At 70.3% G+C, this 16,999-nt stretch carries 10 protein-coding genes; 7 read left to right on the forward strand and 3 right to left on the reverse strand.

Going from position 1 to position 16,999, the window contains the following annotated elements; translation table 11 throughout:
- The first annotated feature begins 101 nt into the window (after positions 1-101).
- Complete coding sequence (locus ABZ312_RS26600) at positions 102-1,790, forward strand: SpoIIE family protein phosphatase (protein WP_500438924.1); 1,689 nt, start codon at positions 102-104, stop codon at positions 1,788-1,790.
- A gap of 313 nt (positions 1,791-2,103) precedes the next feature.
- Here the strand turns inward: ABZ312_RS26600 and ABZ312_RS26605 are convergent, their stop codons facing one another.
- Positions 2,104-3,018: a LysR family transcriptional regulator gene (locus tag ABZ312_RS26605; RefSeq protein ID WP_500356743.1), complete on the reverse strand. Its 915-nt coding sequence runs from the start codon at positions 3,016-3,018 to the stop codon at positions 2,104-2,106.
- Positions 3,019-3,149: 131 nt separating this feature from the next.
- Between ABZ312_RS26605 and ABZ312_RS26610 the strand changes: the two genes are divergently transcribed.
- The 6 genes from ABZ312_RS26610 (at position 3,150) to ABZ312_RS26635 (ending at position 11,249) form a co-directional block, all read left to right on the forward strand.
- On the forward strand, positions 3,150-4,172 hold the full coding sequence (locus tag ABZ312_RS26610) for a DUF4331 family protein (protein ID WP_500329305.1): 1,023 nt from the start codon (positions 3,150-3,152) through the stop codon (positions 4,170-4,172).
- A 275-nt stretch (positions 4,173-4,447) separates the two neighbouring features.
- A complete protein-coding gene (locus ABZ312_RS26615) occupies positions 4,448-5,239 on the forward strand; it encodes a class I SAM-dependent methyltransferase (protein WP_500329304.1) in 792 nt (263 codons plus the stop codon).
- 449 nt (positions 5,240-5,688) lie between these two features.
- Positions 5,689-9,453 (forward strand): S8 family serine peptidase, encoded by a 3,765-nt coding sequence (locus ABZ312_RS26620; protein WP_500438925.1) that lies wholly within the window; start codon positions 5,689-5,691, stop codon positions 9,451-9,453.
- Between the two features lie 148 nt (positions 9,454-9,601).
- Positions 9,602-10,516, forward strand: coding sequence for a hypothetical protein (locus ABZ312_RS26625; protein ID WP_500438926.1), 915 nt, complete (start codon positions 9,602-9,604; stop codon positions 10,514-10,516).
- Between the two features lie 126 nt (positions 10,517-10,642).
- Positions 10,643-10,876, forward strand: coding sequence for a type II toxin-antitoxin system HicB family antitoxin (locus ABZ312_RS26630; RefSeq protein ID WP_500329301.1), 234 nt, complete (start codon positions 10,643-10,645; stop codon positions 10,874-10,876).
- Between the two features lies 1 nt (position 10,877).
- The gene (locus ABZ312_RS26635; protein WP_499516373.1) at positions 10,878-11,249 is read left to right on the forward strand and encodes a toxin Doc; all 372 of its coding nucleotides are present in this window, start codon (positions 10,878-10,880) and stop codon (positions 11,247-11,249) included.
- A gap of 102 nt (positions 11,250-11,351) precedes the next feature.
- On the opposite strand, the gene ABZ312_RS26640 is transcribed toward ABZ312_RS26635, so the two are convergent.
- Positions 11,352-15,467: a carboxypeptidase regulatory-like domain-containing protein gene (locus ABZ312_RS26640; RefSeq protein ID WP_500329299.1), complete on the reverse strand. Its 4,116-nt coding sequence runs from the start codon at positions 15,465-15,467 to the stop codon at positions 11,352-11,354.
- A 634-nt stretch (positions 15,468-16,101) separates the two neighbouring features.
- Complete coding sequence (locus ABZ312_RS26645) at positions 16,102-16,992, reverse strand: D-alanyl-D-alanine carboxypeptidase family protein (RefSeq protein ID WP_500329298.1); 891 nt, start codon at positions 16,990-16,992, stop codon at positions 16,102-16,104.
- Positions 16,993-16,999 lie beyond the last annotated feature (7 nt).

The raw sequence follows: 16,999 nt of genomic DNA on the forward strand, positions 1-16,999 counted from the left end.
CTGCAGGTATGCAGGCGAACACAGCCTTTCATCCCTGGCCCCTTGGCAAAATGCGCGAAAATGAAGAAGCGGTTGTTTCGGTATGTGCCAGGGAGCGACCCATGAACGCCTCGGACGAACTCCTGCAGCGGGCTGACCCGGCGGCTCTTGTGACGCTGGACGGTGCCATCCGCAGCCTCAACCTTGCGATGGCCACAGCGCTGGGAAAATCGGCGGAGCAGTGCCTGGGACGTCGCTTCGGTGATCTGTGGCCCGCTAGCCAGCGGATGTCGGCCGAGAGTGTCGTGGTCCTCCCGGACCCCACTGTGTCGCTTTCCCATGTGATCTCGGCAGTGCACGCTGAGGACCGTGAGGCCTTGCGGCAGCTCCTGCGCTCCGCCTCCGCCCAGTCCTCCTGGTTGAGTGTGCGGTACCTCACCGAGCACGGGGGCTGGCACCAACTGGCCGCTCAGAGCCGTCGGATCCAGCTGGGGTACGGCGGCCCCGAGCGCATCTTCGGGGTGGTCCGCGACGACACCAAGCAGGAGAAGCGCAGGAAGAAGGCGCAGGCCGCGCTGGCTGCCGAGCGACAGCGCGCCAAGGACGTCGCCGACTTCTCCTCGGCCTTGATCGGCGCCGCCACGGAGCAGGAACTGCAGCAGGTCGTCCTGACCCGGCTCGCCGCGACCTTCCGTGGTACCGGTGCCCTGCTCGCACTCGCCGACGAAGGCCGCCTGCTCGTCTCCACCGATGCCCGGGTGGCCATGTGGGAGGTCGAGGCCCTGCACGGCCTGTCGCTGGACCAACCGAGCCCGCTGCCCGAGGCGATCCGCAGCGGCCGGCCGCAATTCATTCCCGACCGGGAGGATTACATCCGCCGCTGGCCGCACGGGTCCGGATTTCCGTGGCTCGTCCGGCTCGGCTTCGACTACGCCGCCTCCATCACCCCCCTCAGCGAGACCGGCAATCAGCCACTCGGGGCGTGGATGGTGTTCTACGACAGCGGATACCGGCCCTCCGTGGATGAGCGGACCCTCATGGGTACGCTGGCCGACCTGGCAGGCCAGGCGCTGGGGCGCGTCAGGTTGCAGCAGGCACGAGTCGAGCTGGCCACCGCGCTGCAGCAGACCATGCTCCCGACGCTGCCCGAGCACCTCGCGGGCCTGGAGGTCGCCGCCCGCTACCGGCCCAGCCGACACGGGCTGGACGTCGGCGGCGACTGGTACGACGCCTTCGTCATGCCCGACGGCGCCGTCGCAATGGAGATCGGCGACGCCCAAGGGCACGACGTGGACGCCGCCGCCCTCATGGGACAGGTCCGTTCGTCCATGCGCGCCATCGCCGCCCACGAACCGCATCCGGCAACCGTGCTGACGCGCACCAACGAGCTGCTCGTCACGATGCGAGCGGCACGATTCGCCAGCTGCACCATGCTGCACCTCGACCCGCGCGACGGACGGGTCACCGGCGCCAGCGCCGGCCACGTGCCGCTGCTGTGCGCGCACAAGGACGGCAGCCACAGCACCCACGAGCTGCCGGGCGGACCGGTCCTCGGAGTCGTGCCCAACGCCGAGTACCGCGAGGAGACCTTCACCCTGGACAAGGACAGCGCGCTGATCATGGTCACCGACGGCGTGGTCGAAGGACCGGGCCTCACGTTGGAAGCCGGACTGGAGCGGGCCGGAACACTGGCCGGCGCAGCCCTCCACGACGGACTGAACACCGAGGAGACCGCCGACCGCATCCTCGACGCCGCAGTCGCAGTGGACCACGCCGACGACGTGGCCGTACTGGTCATCCAACGCACATGACGGCGCCCGCGTCCTCACGCACCCGCATCGTGCGGGCGATGGGCCGCGACTCCGAGAGGGTCCGTGACCGGGCATCAGCCGGCGGTCGCACTGCTCTTGCACGCCCGCGTGTCGAAGTCGGCGAGGAGACCGCGGGCACACTCGCCGCAGCGGCCTTCCGGATCGCGGGTGCGACCGGGTTCCATCAGGGCGGCAATGGCACCGCCTTTCCGATCATCACCTTCGGACCGGTCACGCTGACCTCGGCTGACGGACAGGTCTCTGCTTTCACGGTCGACATCGAGCAGCAGGACCCATGGCCGCGTGAGAACCGTCAGCGATCCTCGCGGTGGGTACGTGCCGCGATCCGGAGCAGTTCCTCGACCGCGCCGGTCAACGGGCGGCCCTTCGGCCACACGGCGCGCAGCCGGCGGCGCAGGTCGGCCCCCGTCACCGTGACCTCCACGAGGCGCCCCTCGGCCAGGTCGTCCCGGACACTGACCGCGCTGAGCACCGCCGGGCCGGCGCCTTCGGCGACGGCCTTCCGTACCGCGACGTTGGCGTCCAGCACCATCAGAGGTCTGGCCGGCTCCGCTCCCGCGCCGGCGAGCACACGCTCGATGGTCTCCCGCGTGCCGGAACCCGGTTCGCGGACGATCAGGCGGGTTCGGGCCAGCTCGGTCAGGTCCACCGGCTCTCGCCGTCGTGCCCAGGCATGCTGCGGCGCGACCACGACGACCAGCCGGTCGGTACCCACCTGTCGTGAGCTGAGGCCGGACGGGACGGTGGGCGACTCGACGAACCCCAGACTGATCCGGCCGTTCGCCGCGAGCGTGGCGACCTGTTCGGAATTGGTCACTTTGAGGCTGACGTACACATCGGGCGATCCCCGCTGCAGCGTGCCGATCCACCGCGGCACGAAGTGCTCGGCCAGCGTCATGCTGGCCGCCAGGTGCAGGTCGCGGGCGTGGTCACCGCGCAGCGCCGCGACGCCCACCATCAGAGAGTCCACTTCGGCCAGCACCCGCCCCGCCCATTGGCACACCGCCTTGCCCTCGACGGTCAGTGCGGAGCCGCGGGTGTCGCGCTGCACCAGCGCCAGCCCCAGGCGCCGTTCGAGCTGCGTCAGGCGCTTGCTCGCGGCGGGCTGGCTGATCCCCATCCGCTCGGCGGCCTGCCCCAGGCTGCCGAGCTCGGCCACCCATGTCAGCAACAGGAGACTACTGAGATCGGGGGGCGACCTGCTCATAACCACAGTGTATGGCGGCATTCCCGATGTGGCGGTACCAGGTCGCCGCCTGCTCGGAGAGGATGAAACAGTCCGGAAAAACGCCCGGCACCCTTTCCTCGAAGAAAAACCGAGAGAATGAAGGACCGACCATGTCGCACCATCTCGACACGCCCCTGGCGGCCCAGAACGGCCAGCTGTTCATCGACGACCTGTACGTCTTTCCCGGTGAGCGCAGCACGGTGTTTGTCATGGACGTCAACTCCGACATCACCGGCGTCTACGCCGAGCCCGGGTTCCACCCGGAAGCACGCTACGAATTCAAGGTTCACTTCGACGGCGCCGAATTCGAGACCTTGACCTATCGGGTCTCCTTCGACGAACCCGGCCCCGACGGCAGGCAAACCCTGCGCCTGCACGTCCTGACCGGGAACGAGGCGCGGGAGGACTCCGCTGACGGCGACCTGGTACTGGAAGGCCGCACCGGTGAGACGGCCGACGCGGACGGCACCCGCGTCTGGGCCGGGCGCATCTCCGACTCCTTCTACATCGACCTGTCCCTGCTGGCCGTCGTCAACGGGGCGGTGGCCAAGGGGACGGCGGTGGACCTCTCGGAATGGCGCCCGCAGGAGGCGCAGAACAGCTTCGCCGGCACCACCGTGGAATCGATCGTGCTGGAGGTTCCGCACGAGCACGCGCAGCTGCGCCCCGGGGCCCGCACGGGCGTCTGGTGCGCGACCAAGCTGGCCACCGACGCCGGCGGATGGCGGCAGATCAACCGCGGCGGGCACCCGATGATGTGGCCGATCTTCTGGCCCGGCGACACCGACTTCAGCAACCCCGCCAACACCCGGCACCCCTCGCAGGACCGTGCCGCCGTCGGCGAATTCATCGCCGGCCAGGTCGCGGCTGTCGTCGCGGCCACCGGGACTTGCGCCGACCCAGAGGGCTACGGCCGGACCGTGGCCGGGCAGCTGTTCCCCGACGTGCTGCCCTACGTCGTGGGAACGCCCGCCACGTACGGCTTCGCCGCCCGCAACGGCCGCACCCTGGCCGACAACGCGCCTGAGGCGATGCTCTCACTCGTGACCAACACGGCCGTGCCGGCCGGACTCAAGCCGTCCGTCGCCCAGCACCTGCGGAACGACCGCTTCCCGTACGTCGTGCCCGTATGACCACCCCGGTCACCCGTCCCCTCCGCGTCGAGATCGTCGCGGAGGGCTGCGGCGGCCGGATTTCCGGCGCGGCCAGAGGTCGGCCTTGCACGGATGCGTCCCCGGCTGACGCGCCCTGCCGCAGCCGATGATGCGTGTGTCGGCCTCGCTTCGCCTGCGCGACCACCCGTCGAGCCCGCAAATTTCGTTGAGCCCGCACCCTGCAATCGTGTTGGCTAGCGGCACCGAACTGTCAGTACCGCAGGTGTCCGCTTGCCTGTAGCAGGGAGTTGAACGTGCAGGACATGGTTGTCGACCCCGTTGCCCACAATCGGGCAGCCTGGGACAGGTATGTCCAAGAGGGCAACGAGTGGTCGAGGCCGGTGAGTACCGAGGACGTCGAGCGCGCCCGCATGGGCGACTGGTCGATTGTCCTCATCGGGCGTGAACCGGTCGACCGCTCCTGGCTGCCGACGGACCTGACCGGCAAGGACGTGTTGTGCCTGGCCTCCGGCGGTGGCCAGCAGGGTCCGATCCTCGCCGCCGCAGGGGCGCGCGTCACCGTATTCGACAACTCACCCCGCCAGCTCGGCCAGGACCAGATGGTGGCGGCGCGCGACGGCCTCGAGCTGCGCACCGTCCTAGGCGACATGCGCGACCTCAGCGCCTTCGGCGACGCAACATTCGACGTCGTGTTCCATCCGGTCTCCAACCTCTTCGTACCAGACTTGGCACCGGTGTGGCGTGAGTGCTTCCGCGTCCTGCGACCGGGCGGAACTCTCCTCGTGGGCTTCCTCAACCCTGATGTGTACTTGTTCGACCACGAGGCGCTCGACGAGCGCGGCGAGCTGATCGTCGTGCACAAGTTGCCCTACAGCGATGTCACGCAGTACTCCGCCGAGGAACGCGCCACGAAGTTCGGCGCCGATGCCGCTCTTGAATACAGCCACACCCTCACCGACCAGATCGGCGGGCAACTCGCCGCGGGGTTCGTCCTCACCGGCTTCAAGGAAGCGCCGCACCAATCCAACGCATCCGCTCCATACATGTCGAACTATTTTGCGACGCTGGCGGTCAAGCCGGGCTGACCCAGCCGTGGGGCCGGCCGAGACGGCCGTGTCTCCGAAGGGCCGGGCGGAGCGCTGTGCCGGCCCGGCCCCCCTCACCTCGCTGAGCCCGTAACGAGTGGGAGAGCGGCATCCTGGTCGCGGCCCTGGCTGTGGCCGTCGCGCTGCTGATGATGCTGCAGTCTGCCGTGCCCAATCGGCCCCGGTCATCCTGGTGCTCACCCTGATCCGACGGGTGGTGAACCATGCGGTTGCCGTTGCGGCCTCAGTGTCCGGGACGCCGGCGCGCTCGCCCGTTGTGTCGTCGGTGCGCCCGCACCGTTCATTGGGAGCCATTAAGCGCCTGAGGGGCATCGGCGGCACAGGCAGCGGGCGGGTCAGGGCGGTTGAACGGGAGGTAGACAACAAACACATCACATGTTGTGACACCATGCGTTGCACATCCAACGAAGACTCGACCAAGGACTCGTGTGCGACCACATATCCGGGCCCGGCAGGGCCTGCCCATCCTGGCGGCGGTCAGCGCGCTGCTGACGGTGGTCCCCCCGGCGACAGCCGCCGACCACACCCCCGCCGCGACCAAGGGCGTCACCATAGCCGACGGCGGTTCACTCGGATCCACTGCGCGGACCGTCACCCTCATCTCCGGTGACCGCGTCACCGTCACCCCCGACGGCTCCGGCCCCGTCACCGTCACCGTGGCCGCACCGAACGGAGACCGGGCGGACGTACGCGTCAGCAGCAAGGACGGGGACGTCTACGTCGTGCCCGCCGTGGCGGAGCGGTACGTGGCCGCCGGTCTCCTCGACGAGACCCTGTTCAACGTCACCCGACTCGTCGCCGACGGGTACGACGACTCGCGCTCCCGTGGGCTGCCCCTCATCCTGAGCTATTCCTCGGACTCACTGGCCAAGAAGGACTTGGCGTCCCTGCCCGAAGGTGCCACCGGCGCAAGGGCCTTGACCAGCATCGACAGCACCGCTGTCACCCAGACCCACAGCCGGGCGGCGGACTTCTGGGCCGGGCTCACACGGGCGACGTCCGCGGCACGCGGTACCACCGCGGGCGAGCCGGCGCTGAACGGCGGCGTCCGCAAGGTCTGGCTGGACGGCAAGGTCAAGGCGACGCTCGAGTCGAGCGTCGCACAGATCGGTGCCCCGGACGCCTGGGCGCGCGGCAACATCGGCAAGGGTGTCGACGTGGCCGTCCTCGACACCGGGTACGACACCGAGCACCCGGATCTCGTAGGCGTCGTCGCCTCGTCCCGGAGCTTCATCCCGTACGAGGACGTCGTGGACCGCAACGGTCACGGCACACACGTCGCCTCCACCATCGCCGGCAACGGCGCGGCGTCCGGAGGCAAGGAGAAGGGCGTCGCGCCCGGAGCCGAGCTTCACATCGGCAAGGTGCTCGACAACTCCGGCTCCGGATCCGACTCCTGGGTCATCGCCGGCATGGAGTGGGCGGCGCGTGAGACCAAGGCACGCGTGATCAGCATGAGCCTCGGCGGTTTCGCCCCCGACGACGGCACGGACCCGCTCAGCCAGGCCGTGAACGCACTCAGTGCCGAGACGGGCGCCCTGTTCACCATCGCGGCGGGCAACAGCGGGGAGAACGGCCCGTCCACCGTCGCGAGCCCGGGCTCCGCGGACGCCGCCCTGACCGTCGGCGCCGTCGACTCCACGGACGCCGTGGCCTGGTTCTCCAGCCGCGGCCCCCGATTCCGTGACGACGCGATCAAGCCCGAGATCACCGCGCCCGGCGTCGGCATCCTCGCGGCACGCTCGCAGTACGCCACGTTCGGCAGCGGCTCCTACGCCTCCCTGAACGGCACGTCCATGGCGACCCCGCACGTGGCCGGCGCCGCCGCCCTCGTGGCGGCCGGCCACCCGGGGTGGACCGGGGCCCGCATCAAGGACGCCCTGGTGAGCACGGCCCACGAGACGCCCGCCAACACCTCCGACGACGGTGGCAACGGGCGCGTCGACGCCGCGGCGGCCTCCGCGGCCCGCCTCGTGGCCACCGGAACCGCCGACGCGGGCATCCACTCCCTGGGCGGAAAGCCGGGGCAGACCGTGGACCGCCGGATCGAGTGGCTCAACTCCGGCGACGAGGCGGTCACCGTCACGCTACGGGTCGACGCGCCCGACGCACCGCAGGGACTGTTCACCGTGACGGCCCGTCAGGTGACCGTGCCGGCCGGGGGCACCGCCGCCACGACGCTCACCACCGTCCTCGACCGGGCGCCGGCGGGTTCCCGCTTCACCGGACACCTCACGGGCCTGGTGGACGGCAAGACCGCCACACGCACCCTGGTCGCCGTCAGCACCCGCGAGGAGCACCACCATCTGCGGCTGCACTTCCAGGGCCGGGACGGCGAACCGCTGGCCGACGTGGTGCGGGTCCAGCGCCATGGTGACGGGTCCCGCTTCGAAGGGGTGACCAACACACGCGGTGACATCGACCTGGTCGTGCCGAACGGCGTCTACACGGCCTGGTTGTGGGGTGACGTCCGAGGCACCCACGGGGCCTCCTCGCTCGGGCAGGCGCTCCTGCTCAAGACCGGCATCCAGGTCCGCGACGCCGACACGTCGGCGACCGTCGACGGCAGGGCACTGCGACTGACCGAGGTCGTCACACCGCAGGTGACCACGGCCGGCGTCGTCCGCGCCGATTTCCTCAGGTCGTTCACCGACGGCGCTCCCGCCATCGGCGAGACCTCGACCCTCGCTCCCCAGCACGACAGCATGTGGGCGCTGCCGACGAACAAGCCCGCCGACGGCGATCTGCTGTACACCGTCCGGGCAAGGATGGAGCAGCCTTTGCTCAGCCTCTCCTCGGGCTCCCAGAACTTCGACGACCTGGCTCTGGAGCCCGGTTCGGCCCGGCCGGCCGACCGGACGCACACCCTCCCGGCCGTTTTCGCCGGTGACGGCCGAGAGCAGGACTACGCCGCGGCCGGGGCCCGGGGCAAGGTGGCGGTGGTCCGCTACGTACCCCCGCCGGACGACGACGATGACGGCGATTCCCGGACCGCCTCCCATGACCAGATCGCCGCCGCCGAGAAGGCCGGCGTGGCGGTCCTCGTCATCGTCAACGGCGACAGCGGACGCTACTGGCCGAGCGGCAGCCGTAGCAAGATCGTCGTCGCGGGCATCTCGCGAACCGAGGGCGAGGTCCTGATCGACCGCATCCACAGCGGTTCCGGCTCGGTGCCCATGCACATCGTCGGCCGCTCCACGACCGCGTACCTCTACGACCTGGTGCGCACCTGGCGCGGCGGCATCCCGAAGACCCGGCGCTATGCACCGGGCACGAGGGAACTCGCCCGGGTCGACGTCGATTTCCGCACGACGAACAAGGTGTACGAGAACCGGTTCGACATCCAGCCGTACCAGCTCTTCCTGCTGGACTCGACCCGGCTGTCGACCTCCGGGGCGCGACGCACCGACTGGGTGACCGCCGCCCCCGGCGCCATCTGGAGGGAGGAGGCCCATCAGAGCGGCAACCAGTACTCCGACCAGTACTCCGGCCAGGTCGCCTATCCGGCAGGACGTGCCACGAGCGTCCAGTGGTTCGGTCCGGTCGAACGACCCCGGGTCGTCGAGTACCTGGACACCCCGCGGCGCACGGGCGACTCCGTCCTCGGGCAGATTCCCGGCTTCGGCGACGGCGGCCGCGATCACGCCGGCACCAATGGGCCCGGTACCACGACGCAGTCCGTCGAACTCCGCCGGAGCACCAAGCTGCTCGGCAGCACCGAAGGCTCGTACTTCGACTTCCCGGTTCCGAGCACCCCGAGCCGCTACCGGCTGGTGACCACCACGAAGCGCACCGGAGGGTACCCGTACTCCACCTCCACCCGCACCGAGTGGGGCTTCATGTCCGGGGCACCGCGGAACGGCAAGGCGCCGCTGCTCCCCCTGGTGCAGCTGGACTACACCATCCCGACCTCGACCGGCGGATCGGCCCGGCGTGACGCCGAGCTCGTCGTGGCGCCGTCGCACATCCGCGGCGCCTCCACGGCCCGGGTGCGCACCGACAAGGTGGAGGTGTCCTACGACGACGGCAGGACCTGGCACCGCGTCACGCCGCGGGTCCTGCGCGACGGCACCGTGCGCGTGAGATTGGACGCCCCGCGGAAGGCCGCGTTCGTATCGCTGCGGGTCCACGCCTCGGACACGCGGGGCAACACCGTGGCGCAGACGGTCATCCGGGCCACCGGCCTGCGCTGACCTACCGTCGGCGACCGGGCCGGGTGGGAACCACTCGGCCCGGTCGGCCTCGGGGCCCTCGGGGCCCTCGGCGAGGTGACATCGCGAGCCGCACCTGGCACGGGAAAAGGGCTCCGGGGCGATCCGTCCCGTGCCATGATCCGGGCTTGTGTGGGGTGACGAAAGTCTGGCCGAACTCGAGGATTCCCTGGCGCGCCTGGCGATGCCTGGCCGCGTTCCGGCCCGGGTCCGCGTTGCCATCCGTCGCAGGCGTCACCTTCGCATCTTGTTGACCTGCATCCTCTTTTGCGCAGCGACGGGTGCGGTCTTCGTGACCGTCGACTACGTGACCGCTGACGGCGTTTCCATGGCACAGACCCCCTGGGCAGTGGTCGCGCTGGTCTTCGGTGCCGTCGCGATTCCGGTGATGACCCTTCGCAGTTCCCTCGGCGGACGCGAGGCTCCGCAGACCCGCTTGTCCTTCCGGCAGGTAGGCGTGGTCTTCGGTGCACGGCGGTACGCACTGGTCATGGAGATCGCCGACGCCATCACGGCCTGCGCGGAGGCGCACAGGGCGGGCGGCGAAAGGCTGGCACCGAATCTGCGCAAGGTCTCCCGCCGGATCGGAGCGGTCAGTCGTGGCATATCCGCCGCTCACAGGCAGCGGCGCTCCGTCTCCTTGTTCTCGCACCGTCGCAGGACGCTCAAGGCGCACGAGCGCCGGGTGATTGCCGCGCTGCGCGCCTGTGAAGCCCGTCTCGACAGCGATCCGCGCCCGGCGCTGGAGGAGCTGGGAGGACTCCTTCTGACCATCGCGGATCGCTACTGCCAAGCCCGGGTGGGCGCGCTTCTGGACGAGAGCCAGCTACAGGGCGCTGTGGCGGGGCCTGACCGCGAGTGGATCCGTACCGTCACGTGGTCCGTCCTCACGATCGGAGGCGTGATCGGCGTCTCCCGGCTGGGGTTGTCCGACGGCGCTGAGCCGATCGTCATGGCGTGCACCGCCATCGCGGTGGCGGCCGTGGTCTGGAACCGCTCCGTACGTCGCGCCTTCGACATCGTCGGCCTCGCCCTGGGCCCCTGAGGGCGAGCCCTGCGCGCCGTGGGGCGCACCCGGGCGAGCGGGCGCCCGCACCGGCGTTCGCCGTCGCTTCGGCCCTGCGCTTGGCGCGGCATCCCAGTGTATAGCAGCCTGCTATACACTGGGGGCATGGCGAAGCAGATCAACATCCGGCTCGATGACGCCGTTCATGCCCGTCTCGTCGCACGCGCCGAGGCCGAAGGCACCACGGTGACCGCTCTGATCACGCAGGCTGCCGAGCGCGACCCCCGACTCGACGACGGGGCCGCCACGGCCGCTGCGTTCCTGGCCAGGCATGCCGCGGAGTTCGCCGAGGCGTTCCCGGAAGAGGAGCCGGACAGCGCCACCGGACGGACCGCCTGAGGTGGAGCTGCAGGTCGACATTCGCTGGCTGCTGGAACGCCAGGCCGAGGTGCTGCCGAAGGAGCCGTCGGTCCACGACTTCTCCGGCCTGGTCGCGGCGGTCGCCCGGCACCGGGTCAACGCCCCGAAGCTGGACTACACCGTGGACGCGGCCTGGCGTGCGGCGGCCCTCTTCCACGAGATCGTTTCGGTGTGCCCGCTGCCCGCCCGCAACGCCATGTACGGGGCGCTCGTCGCGGTGGCCTACATGGCGGCGTGCGGCCAGGCGGTCGATGCACCGTACGGGGCGCTCAGCGACCTGGCGAAGCAGGTCCGTGCGGGGCGCGCGGACGTCTACGCCTGCGCCGACCAGATCCGTCGCTGGCGGCTCTGACCGACCCGCCGCGTCACCCGCGACGAGGCGACCCGGCACCCCCCGGACAGGCGCGGGCCGGTCCCGAGGGCCGGCCCGCGTCCGCTTCCGCCGGATCGGCGGTTACTGCTTCTTCAGCGTGAAGTCGCTGGTGACCGTCGCCCCCTTCTGGATCTTCACCGTGGTGGCCACCGGCCGGTAACCGTCCTTGGCCACGATGACCTCCAGCGGGTTGTTGCGGGAGTCCAGCCACAGGGAGTAGGTGCCGTCGGCGGCCGTCCTGAGCGAGTAGTCCGCCGCCCAGCTGCCGATCTCCACGGTGGCACCGGCCAGCGGCTTGGTGGTGCCGTCGCTCTGGACGCCACGGACGGTTCCGGTGATCTTGCCCCAGGTCTTCGGCGGGTCGACGTGCAGGGACACCGGGACCTTCCGCATCCCGTACGGGCTGTCGTTGTCCAGCGCCAGCTGCGCGCTGAAGTCACCCGGCTGCGCGACCTCGGGCACCGAGGCGTCCAGCGTGACGGTGACGGTCGTGCTCGCACCGGGCTGCAGGGTGAAGTGCTGGGTGCTCGTCCTCAGCCACGGGACGTCGCTCGTGCCGCCCTGGTCGTATCCGGGCAGGAGCTCCACGGTGCTGCTCGGGGTGTACGGCTCGCTGCCGCCGCCGATCTTGTACACGCCGAGGGCGGCGCCGCCGCGGTAGGTGGCCACGTTGGCGTTGGGCAGGGCGGTCCAGGCGCCGGCCTGCGGGTCGTAGGCGAAGCCCTGGTTGGTGAGGGCCTCGTGGCTGATGCCGCTGGAGATCACGAGCTGGTCGTTCGCCGCGGTGGACGAGGAACTCCACAGCGGGATCGGCAGGTCGGGAAGCGACGTCCAGGTGTCGGCGGCCGGGTCGTAGACGTAGGCGTGCTTGCTCTCGCCGAGGCCGTCCGCGTCACCGCCGGCGCAGTAGAGCTTGCCGTTGACGCCGCCGCACGACTCCCAGGCGACCCGCTCCGGGTAGTCGGCGATCCGGGACCAGGTGTCGGTGTCGGGGTCGTATGCGTACGCCTCGGCGGTGCCGCAGTGGTCGTCGCAGCCGCCGACCGTGTAGAGCTTGCCGTCGAGAGCCGCGTTGCCCTGCCCGGCGTAGGCCGCGGGCGTCGGTGCCCCGGTGCTCCAGCGGTCGGCGACGGGATCGTAGATCTCCAGCTTGGGGTCGGTGGTGTTGTCCGGGAGCCAGCCCCCGACGGTGTAGAACTTGCCGTCGACGAACTGCCCCGAGGGCGCCTCCCGGCGGTCCGCCGCGCTGGCCACCTTGCTCCAGCCGCCGACGACGGGGTCCAGGACGTACATCGCGTTGGTGACGTCGAAGCCGGTGTAGCCGAAGGCGGAGTAGACCTTGCCCTCGTAGGTGCCGACCGCGTTGCCGAGGACGGTCTCCGGGAGGTCGGGGCCGGTCTGCCAGGCGTCCCCGGACGGCGCCGCGGCGTGCTTCGCCCCGGTCGGGGCCGAACCCTTCTTGCTCGCGTGCGGGGAGAAGTGCCCCTTGACGGTCTGGAGGGGTGCGCCGTTGCCGAGGACCTGGGACTGGAAGCCGCCGGCCCGTTCGCCCACCGTCACGCTGACGGGCGCGCCCCCGGTGTTCTTGACCGTCATGTTCCGCGTGGCGGACTTGCCCCAGGCGAGGGTGGCGCCGACGGAGTCCGGGGTCACGGTCAGTTGCCCGGCCCTGAGCTTGTAGGAGGCCGTGACGGCGCTGTCGGCCGCGATGTCGACGGTCTTGGTCAGCTCCGTGTAGCGCGGCCTTGCCGCGGTGACCTCGTGCTTTCCGAGGCCTGGCGAGAACATGAGGTAGAGCCCGTCACCGAGCGCGGGGTCCTCGGGGGTGGCCGCGCTCGTCGCGGTCGCCCCCGGCTCGCCCTCGACGGTGACGCCGGCGCCGACCAGGCCCTTGCCGGTGTTGGCGTCGGTCACGGTCCCGGTGACCAGGCCGCCGGGGGTGGCCGTGTAACCGCGATCGCCGACGAAGACGTCGTCGACGCCCCACCACCAGGCGAACTCGGTGACGAAGTGGAAGCGCACACGGACGTCCCGCTCGCCGGCGAAGTCATCGAGCGGGATCTCGACCTTGGCGTGGTCCGCGAAGCCCGCCGTCGCCGACCACAGGGACTTCCATGTGGCGCCGTCGTCGGAGCTGGCGTCGACCGAGACCGCGCTCCCGTCGGACACCCAGTACATGGCGTCGAAGGCCAGCTCGGGATCGGACGCGTCGGTCAGGTCGTAGGCGGGGCTGATCAGCTGAGTGTCGTAGGGCGAACCGATCGTGGGGTTGTCGGCGATGGCGAAGGCTCCGTCGCCGCCGGTCTGGTTGCCACGGCCGCCGGGGTCGTCGAAGGTCCAGCCGCCCGCGCTGCCGTCGGCGTTGACGACGCGCCAGCCCTGCGGGGCGGAGTCGGTGGACGCGAAGTGCTCGGTGGCGCCGCTCAGGTGCACCGCGTAGCCGGGTGCGGTGGCCTGCCAGGGGTCGGCCCGCAGGGACAGGTCGAGGGACTGCGGCGCGTCGGTGACGGTGAGGGACCTGGTCGCCGTCGTGTAGCCGGGGAGGGACGCGTCGGCGTGGAGGGTGTAGTCGTGGCCCTCGGGAAGGCTGAGGGTGAAGGCGCCGGTGGCCGGGTCGGTCCACACCGGGCCGCCGGGGACGCCGTCCACGGTGATCCTGGCGTACAGCGGCCAGCCGTGACCGGAGCCGTCGGTGACCTTGCCGGAGACCGTCTGGCTGGGTACCGGCTTCAGCGCGAAGTCCCGGGTGACGGTGCCGCCTTCGGTGACGTCGACGTCCTCGGCGGTGCTGCCGGCGTAGCCGTAGGCCTCGACGGTGACGTCGTAGCCGCCGACCGGGAGGCCGAGGCTGTAACCGCCGTCGGCCCCGGTGCGCGTGACGTTGTCGGTTCCCGCGCTGACGGTGGCACCGGCGAGGGGCTTGCCGGTGACCTGGTCGGTCACGGTGCCGGCCAGCGTCCCGTGCGGGCCGGTGCGGAAGGCCCGCAGGCCGTCGGGGGTGCCGAGGCCCGTCGGGCCGTCGTATCCGGCGGCGCCGGAGCACAGGTAGGCCGGGGAGCAGGTGCCGTTGCTGCCGGCGGTGACGTCGTGGAACCCCGCGTCCGCCGCGTAGGGGTAGGAGTTGGGGTACGTGCCCGCGACGGGGGTGCCCGCGTTGGCGTAGACGGCGGCGATGATCGGCGAACCGGCGCTGGTGCCGCCGAACTGCGCCCAGCCGCCGCCACCGTAGGTCTGGTAGACCGCGACCGGGGTGGCGGGGTCGGCCACCGCGGCGACGTCCGCGACGGCGCGGTTGGCGCAGCCGGTGTCCTTCTGGAATGCGGGCTTGGGCACGTAGAGCGAACACCCGGACCCCGCGCCGTCCCAGACGCTCTCGGACCAGCCGCGGCTGCTCCCGCTGTCGGCGGTCAGGGAGGTACCGCCCACCGCGGTCACGTAGGACGACGCGGCCGGGTAGGAGACGCCGTAGCCGAAGTCGCCGGAGGAGGCGACCATCGCGACGCCGGGGTGGTTGTAGTGGGCGTCCAGCACCGTCGTCTGGTAGGGGTCCTCACCGCTGCCGAAGCGGTAGTCGGTGCCGTAGGAGTTGGACACGAACTTGGCGCCGAGCCCGACCGCCGTGTCGACGGCGGCGCCGAGGTCCTCGAAGCTCGGGGTGTCGGCCTCGACGAGCAGGATGTGAGCCTCGGGGGCGATCGCCGAGACCATGTCGAGGTCGAGGGAGATCTCCCCGGCCCAGTCCGGGTCGGGCTGCGGGTAGTCGGTGCCGCCGCGCTGGTCGACCTTCGTGAAGCAGCCGTTGTCGGCGGTGCAGGCGGGCAGGCCGTACTGCTCGCGGTAGACCGCCAGGTCGTCCTCGGCGGTCGGGTCGTCGAAGGCGTCGACGATGGCGATCGTCTGCCCCGCACCGCCGCCCGCCGGGAGGTTGTAGGCCGAACGCAGGTCGGCCGGTCCGAACCCGCCCGGCGCCGCGGTGGTCCGCAGGCCCTTGGACGGCTTCACATCGGTGCGGCGCAGGGCGTAGCAGGTGGCCTCGCCCTTCTTTGCGGCACCGCACGCCGCTTCGTAGGGCGCGTCACCGCCCGCGGCAGCGGACGCTGTGGCGGCCGCGGCTGAGGGCGCCGCAGCCTGGGACGGTGTCTGGATGCCCAGGACGGCCAGCGCGGCGGTGACGATCACCGCCGACCAGGTGGACATCCGCCGCCGGAGCGGTGGACCGGATATGTGTGCTACGTGCAACGTCCGACTCCCCAGTGATCCCATGAAACGCCGACATATGAAGGTTCGACAGCGAACTCCTGCGGTCGCCGGGAGTCCATTAGCGGAGAGATCACGTATCCATGTCAACGCCGAAAAGGCAGAAACGGGCCGCCATTTCGCGTTCTCCGGAGCACTCGACGCGAATGTGTCCGGATTCCGGAGAGCGGGTGGGGATCAATGCCGCCATGCGTGACAGGTCGCATCATGAGGGTGGTTGACGCACGCATCGCCCGATTCCCGGTCCGCCACCCTTATGCCACCGCGGAGCCCGTGTGCCCTGCTTGCGCCTGACTGGTCCCCATGGCTCGACGTACCGGGGTATTCGCCGACATCCCCGTCTTTCCCGGTTTCCGTGCGCGGCCCCGGCCCGGGCGTTTACCGGGCAAAATCGCGTCAATTATTTAGCCATTGACGTTTCACCCGCCCGCGGGCGACTCGGCCGTACGGCGGGGACGGGACCGACATCCGGTCGCCGCGCCGGATGCCGGCCGGGCGGGTCCGCCGGCGAACGACGAAGGGTGTGCCCACGACCGTGCGGTCGTGGGCACACCCTTCGCCATGGTGGGCTTGCCTACTTCTTGAACCCGTAGTTCATCAGCTTCGTCGCGTCCGAGGCACGGCTGGTCGCCGAGGAGGAGGCGAGAACGGTACCGATGACCGTCTTGCCGTTCCGGGTCGCGGCGAAGACCAGGCAGTACTTCGCAACCGCGCCGGAACCGGTCTTGACACCGATGGTCCCGGAGTAGCTCTTCAACAGCGTGTTGGTGTTGGTCCACGACATGTAGCGGTAGCCACCGCTCTTCGTGGTCACCTTCTGCTTGGTCGCCTTCGTCTTCACGACGGTGCGGAAGGTGGAGTACTTCATCGCGCTGCTGGCGAGCTTGGTCAGGTCGCGAGGAGTCGAGTAGTTCCCCCCGTTCCCGATGCCGTCGAACGAGTCGAAGTGGGTGTTCTTCAGACCCAGGCTCTTGGCCGTCGAGTTCATCTTGCCGATGAACGACTTGACCCGTGCGGCCCGCGTGGAGCCGCTGCCGAACTTGTCGGCGAGAGCGTAGGCCGCATCGCAGCCGGATGGGAGCATCAGCCCGTACAGCAGCTGACGCACCGTCACCTTGTCACCGACGATCAGGTGCGCCGAGGAGGCGCCCTTGGAGACGATGTAGTCGCTGTACGCCTTCTGAATCGTGACCTTGGCGTCAAGGTTCAGATTCGGCTGGGCGAGCACGACGCGAGCGGTCATGATCTTGGTGGTGGAGCCGGTGGAACGGCGGGTGTCGGCGGCCTTCGAGTAGAGGGCCTTACCCGTCGCGTTGTTCATCACGAAGCCGCCCTTGGCGGTGATCGTGGGCACCGTGAGCGTCGCGGCCTGCGCCGGGACGGTGAGTGCTGCGGCGGACAACACTGCTCCCGCAGTGATCGTCACCGCAGACACGCGGGATGTGATCTTTATGCCGTTTTTCAAAGTGTAT

Source organism: Streptomyces sp. NPDC006207 (assembly GCF_040613835.1).
GTDB lineage: Bacteria > Actinomycetota > Actinomycetes > Streptomycetales > Streptomycetaceae > Actinacidiphila.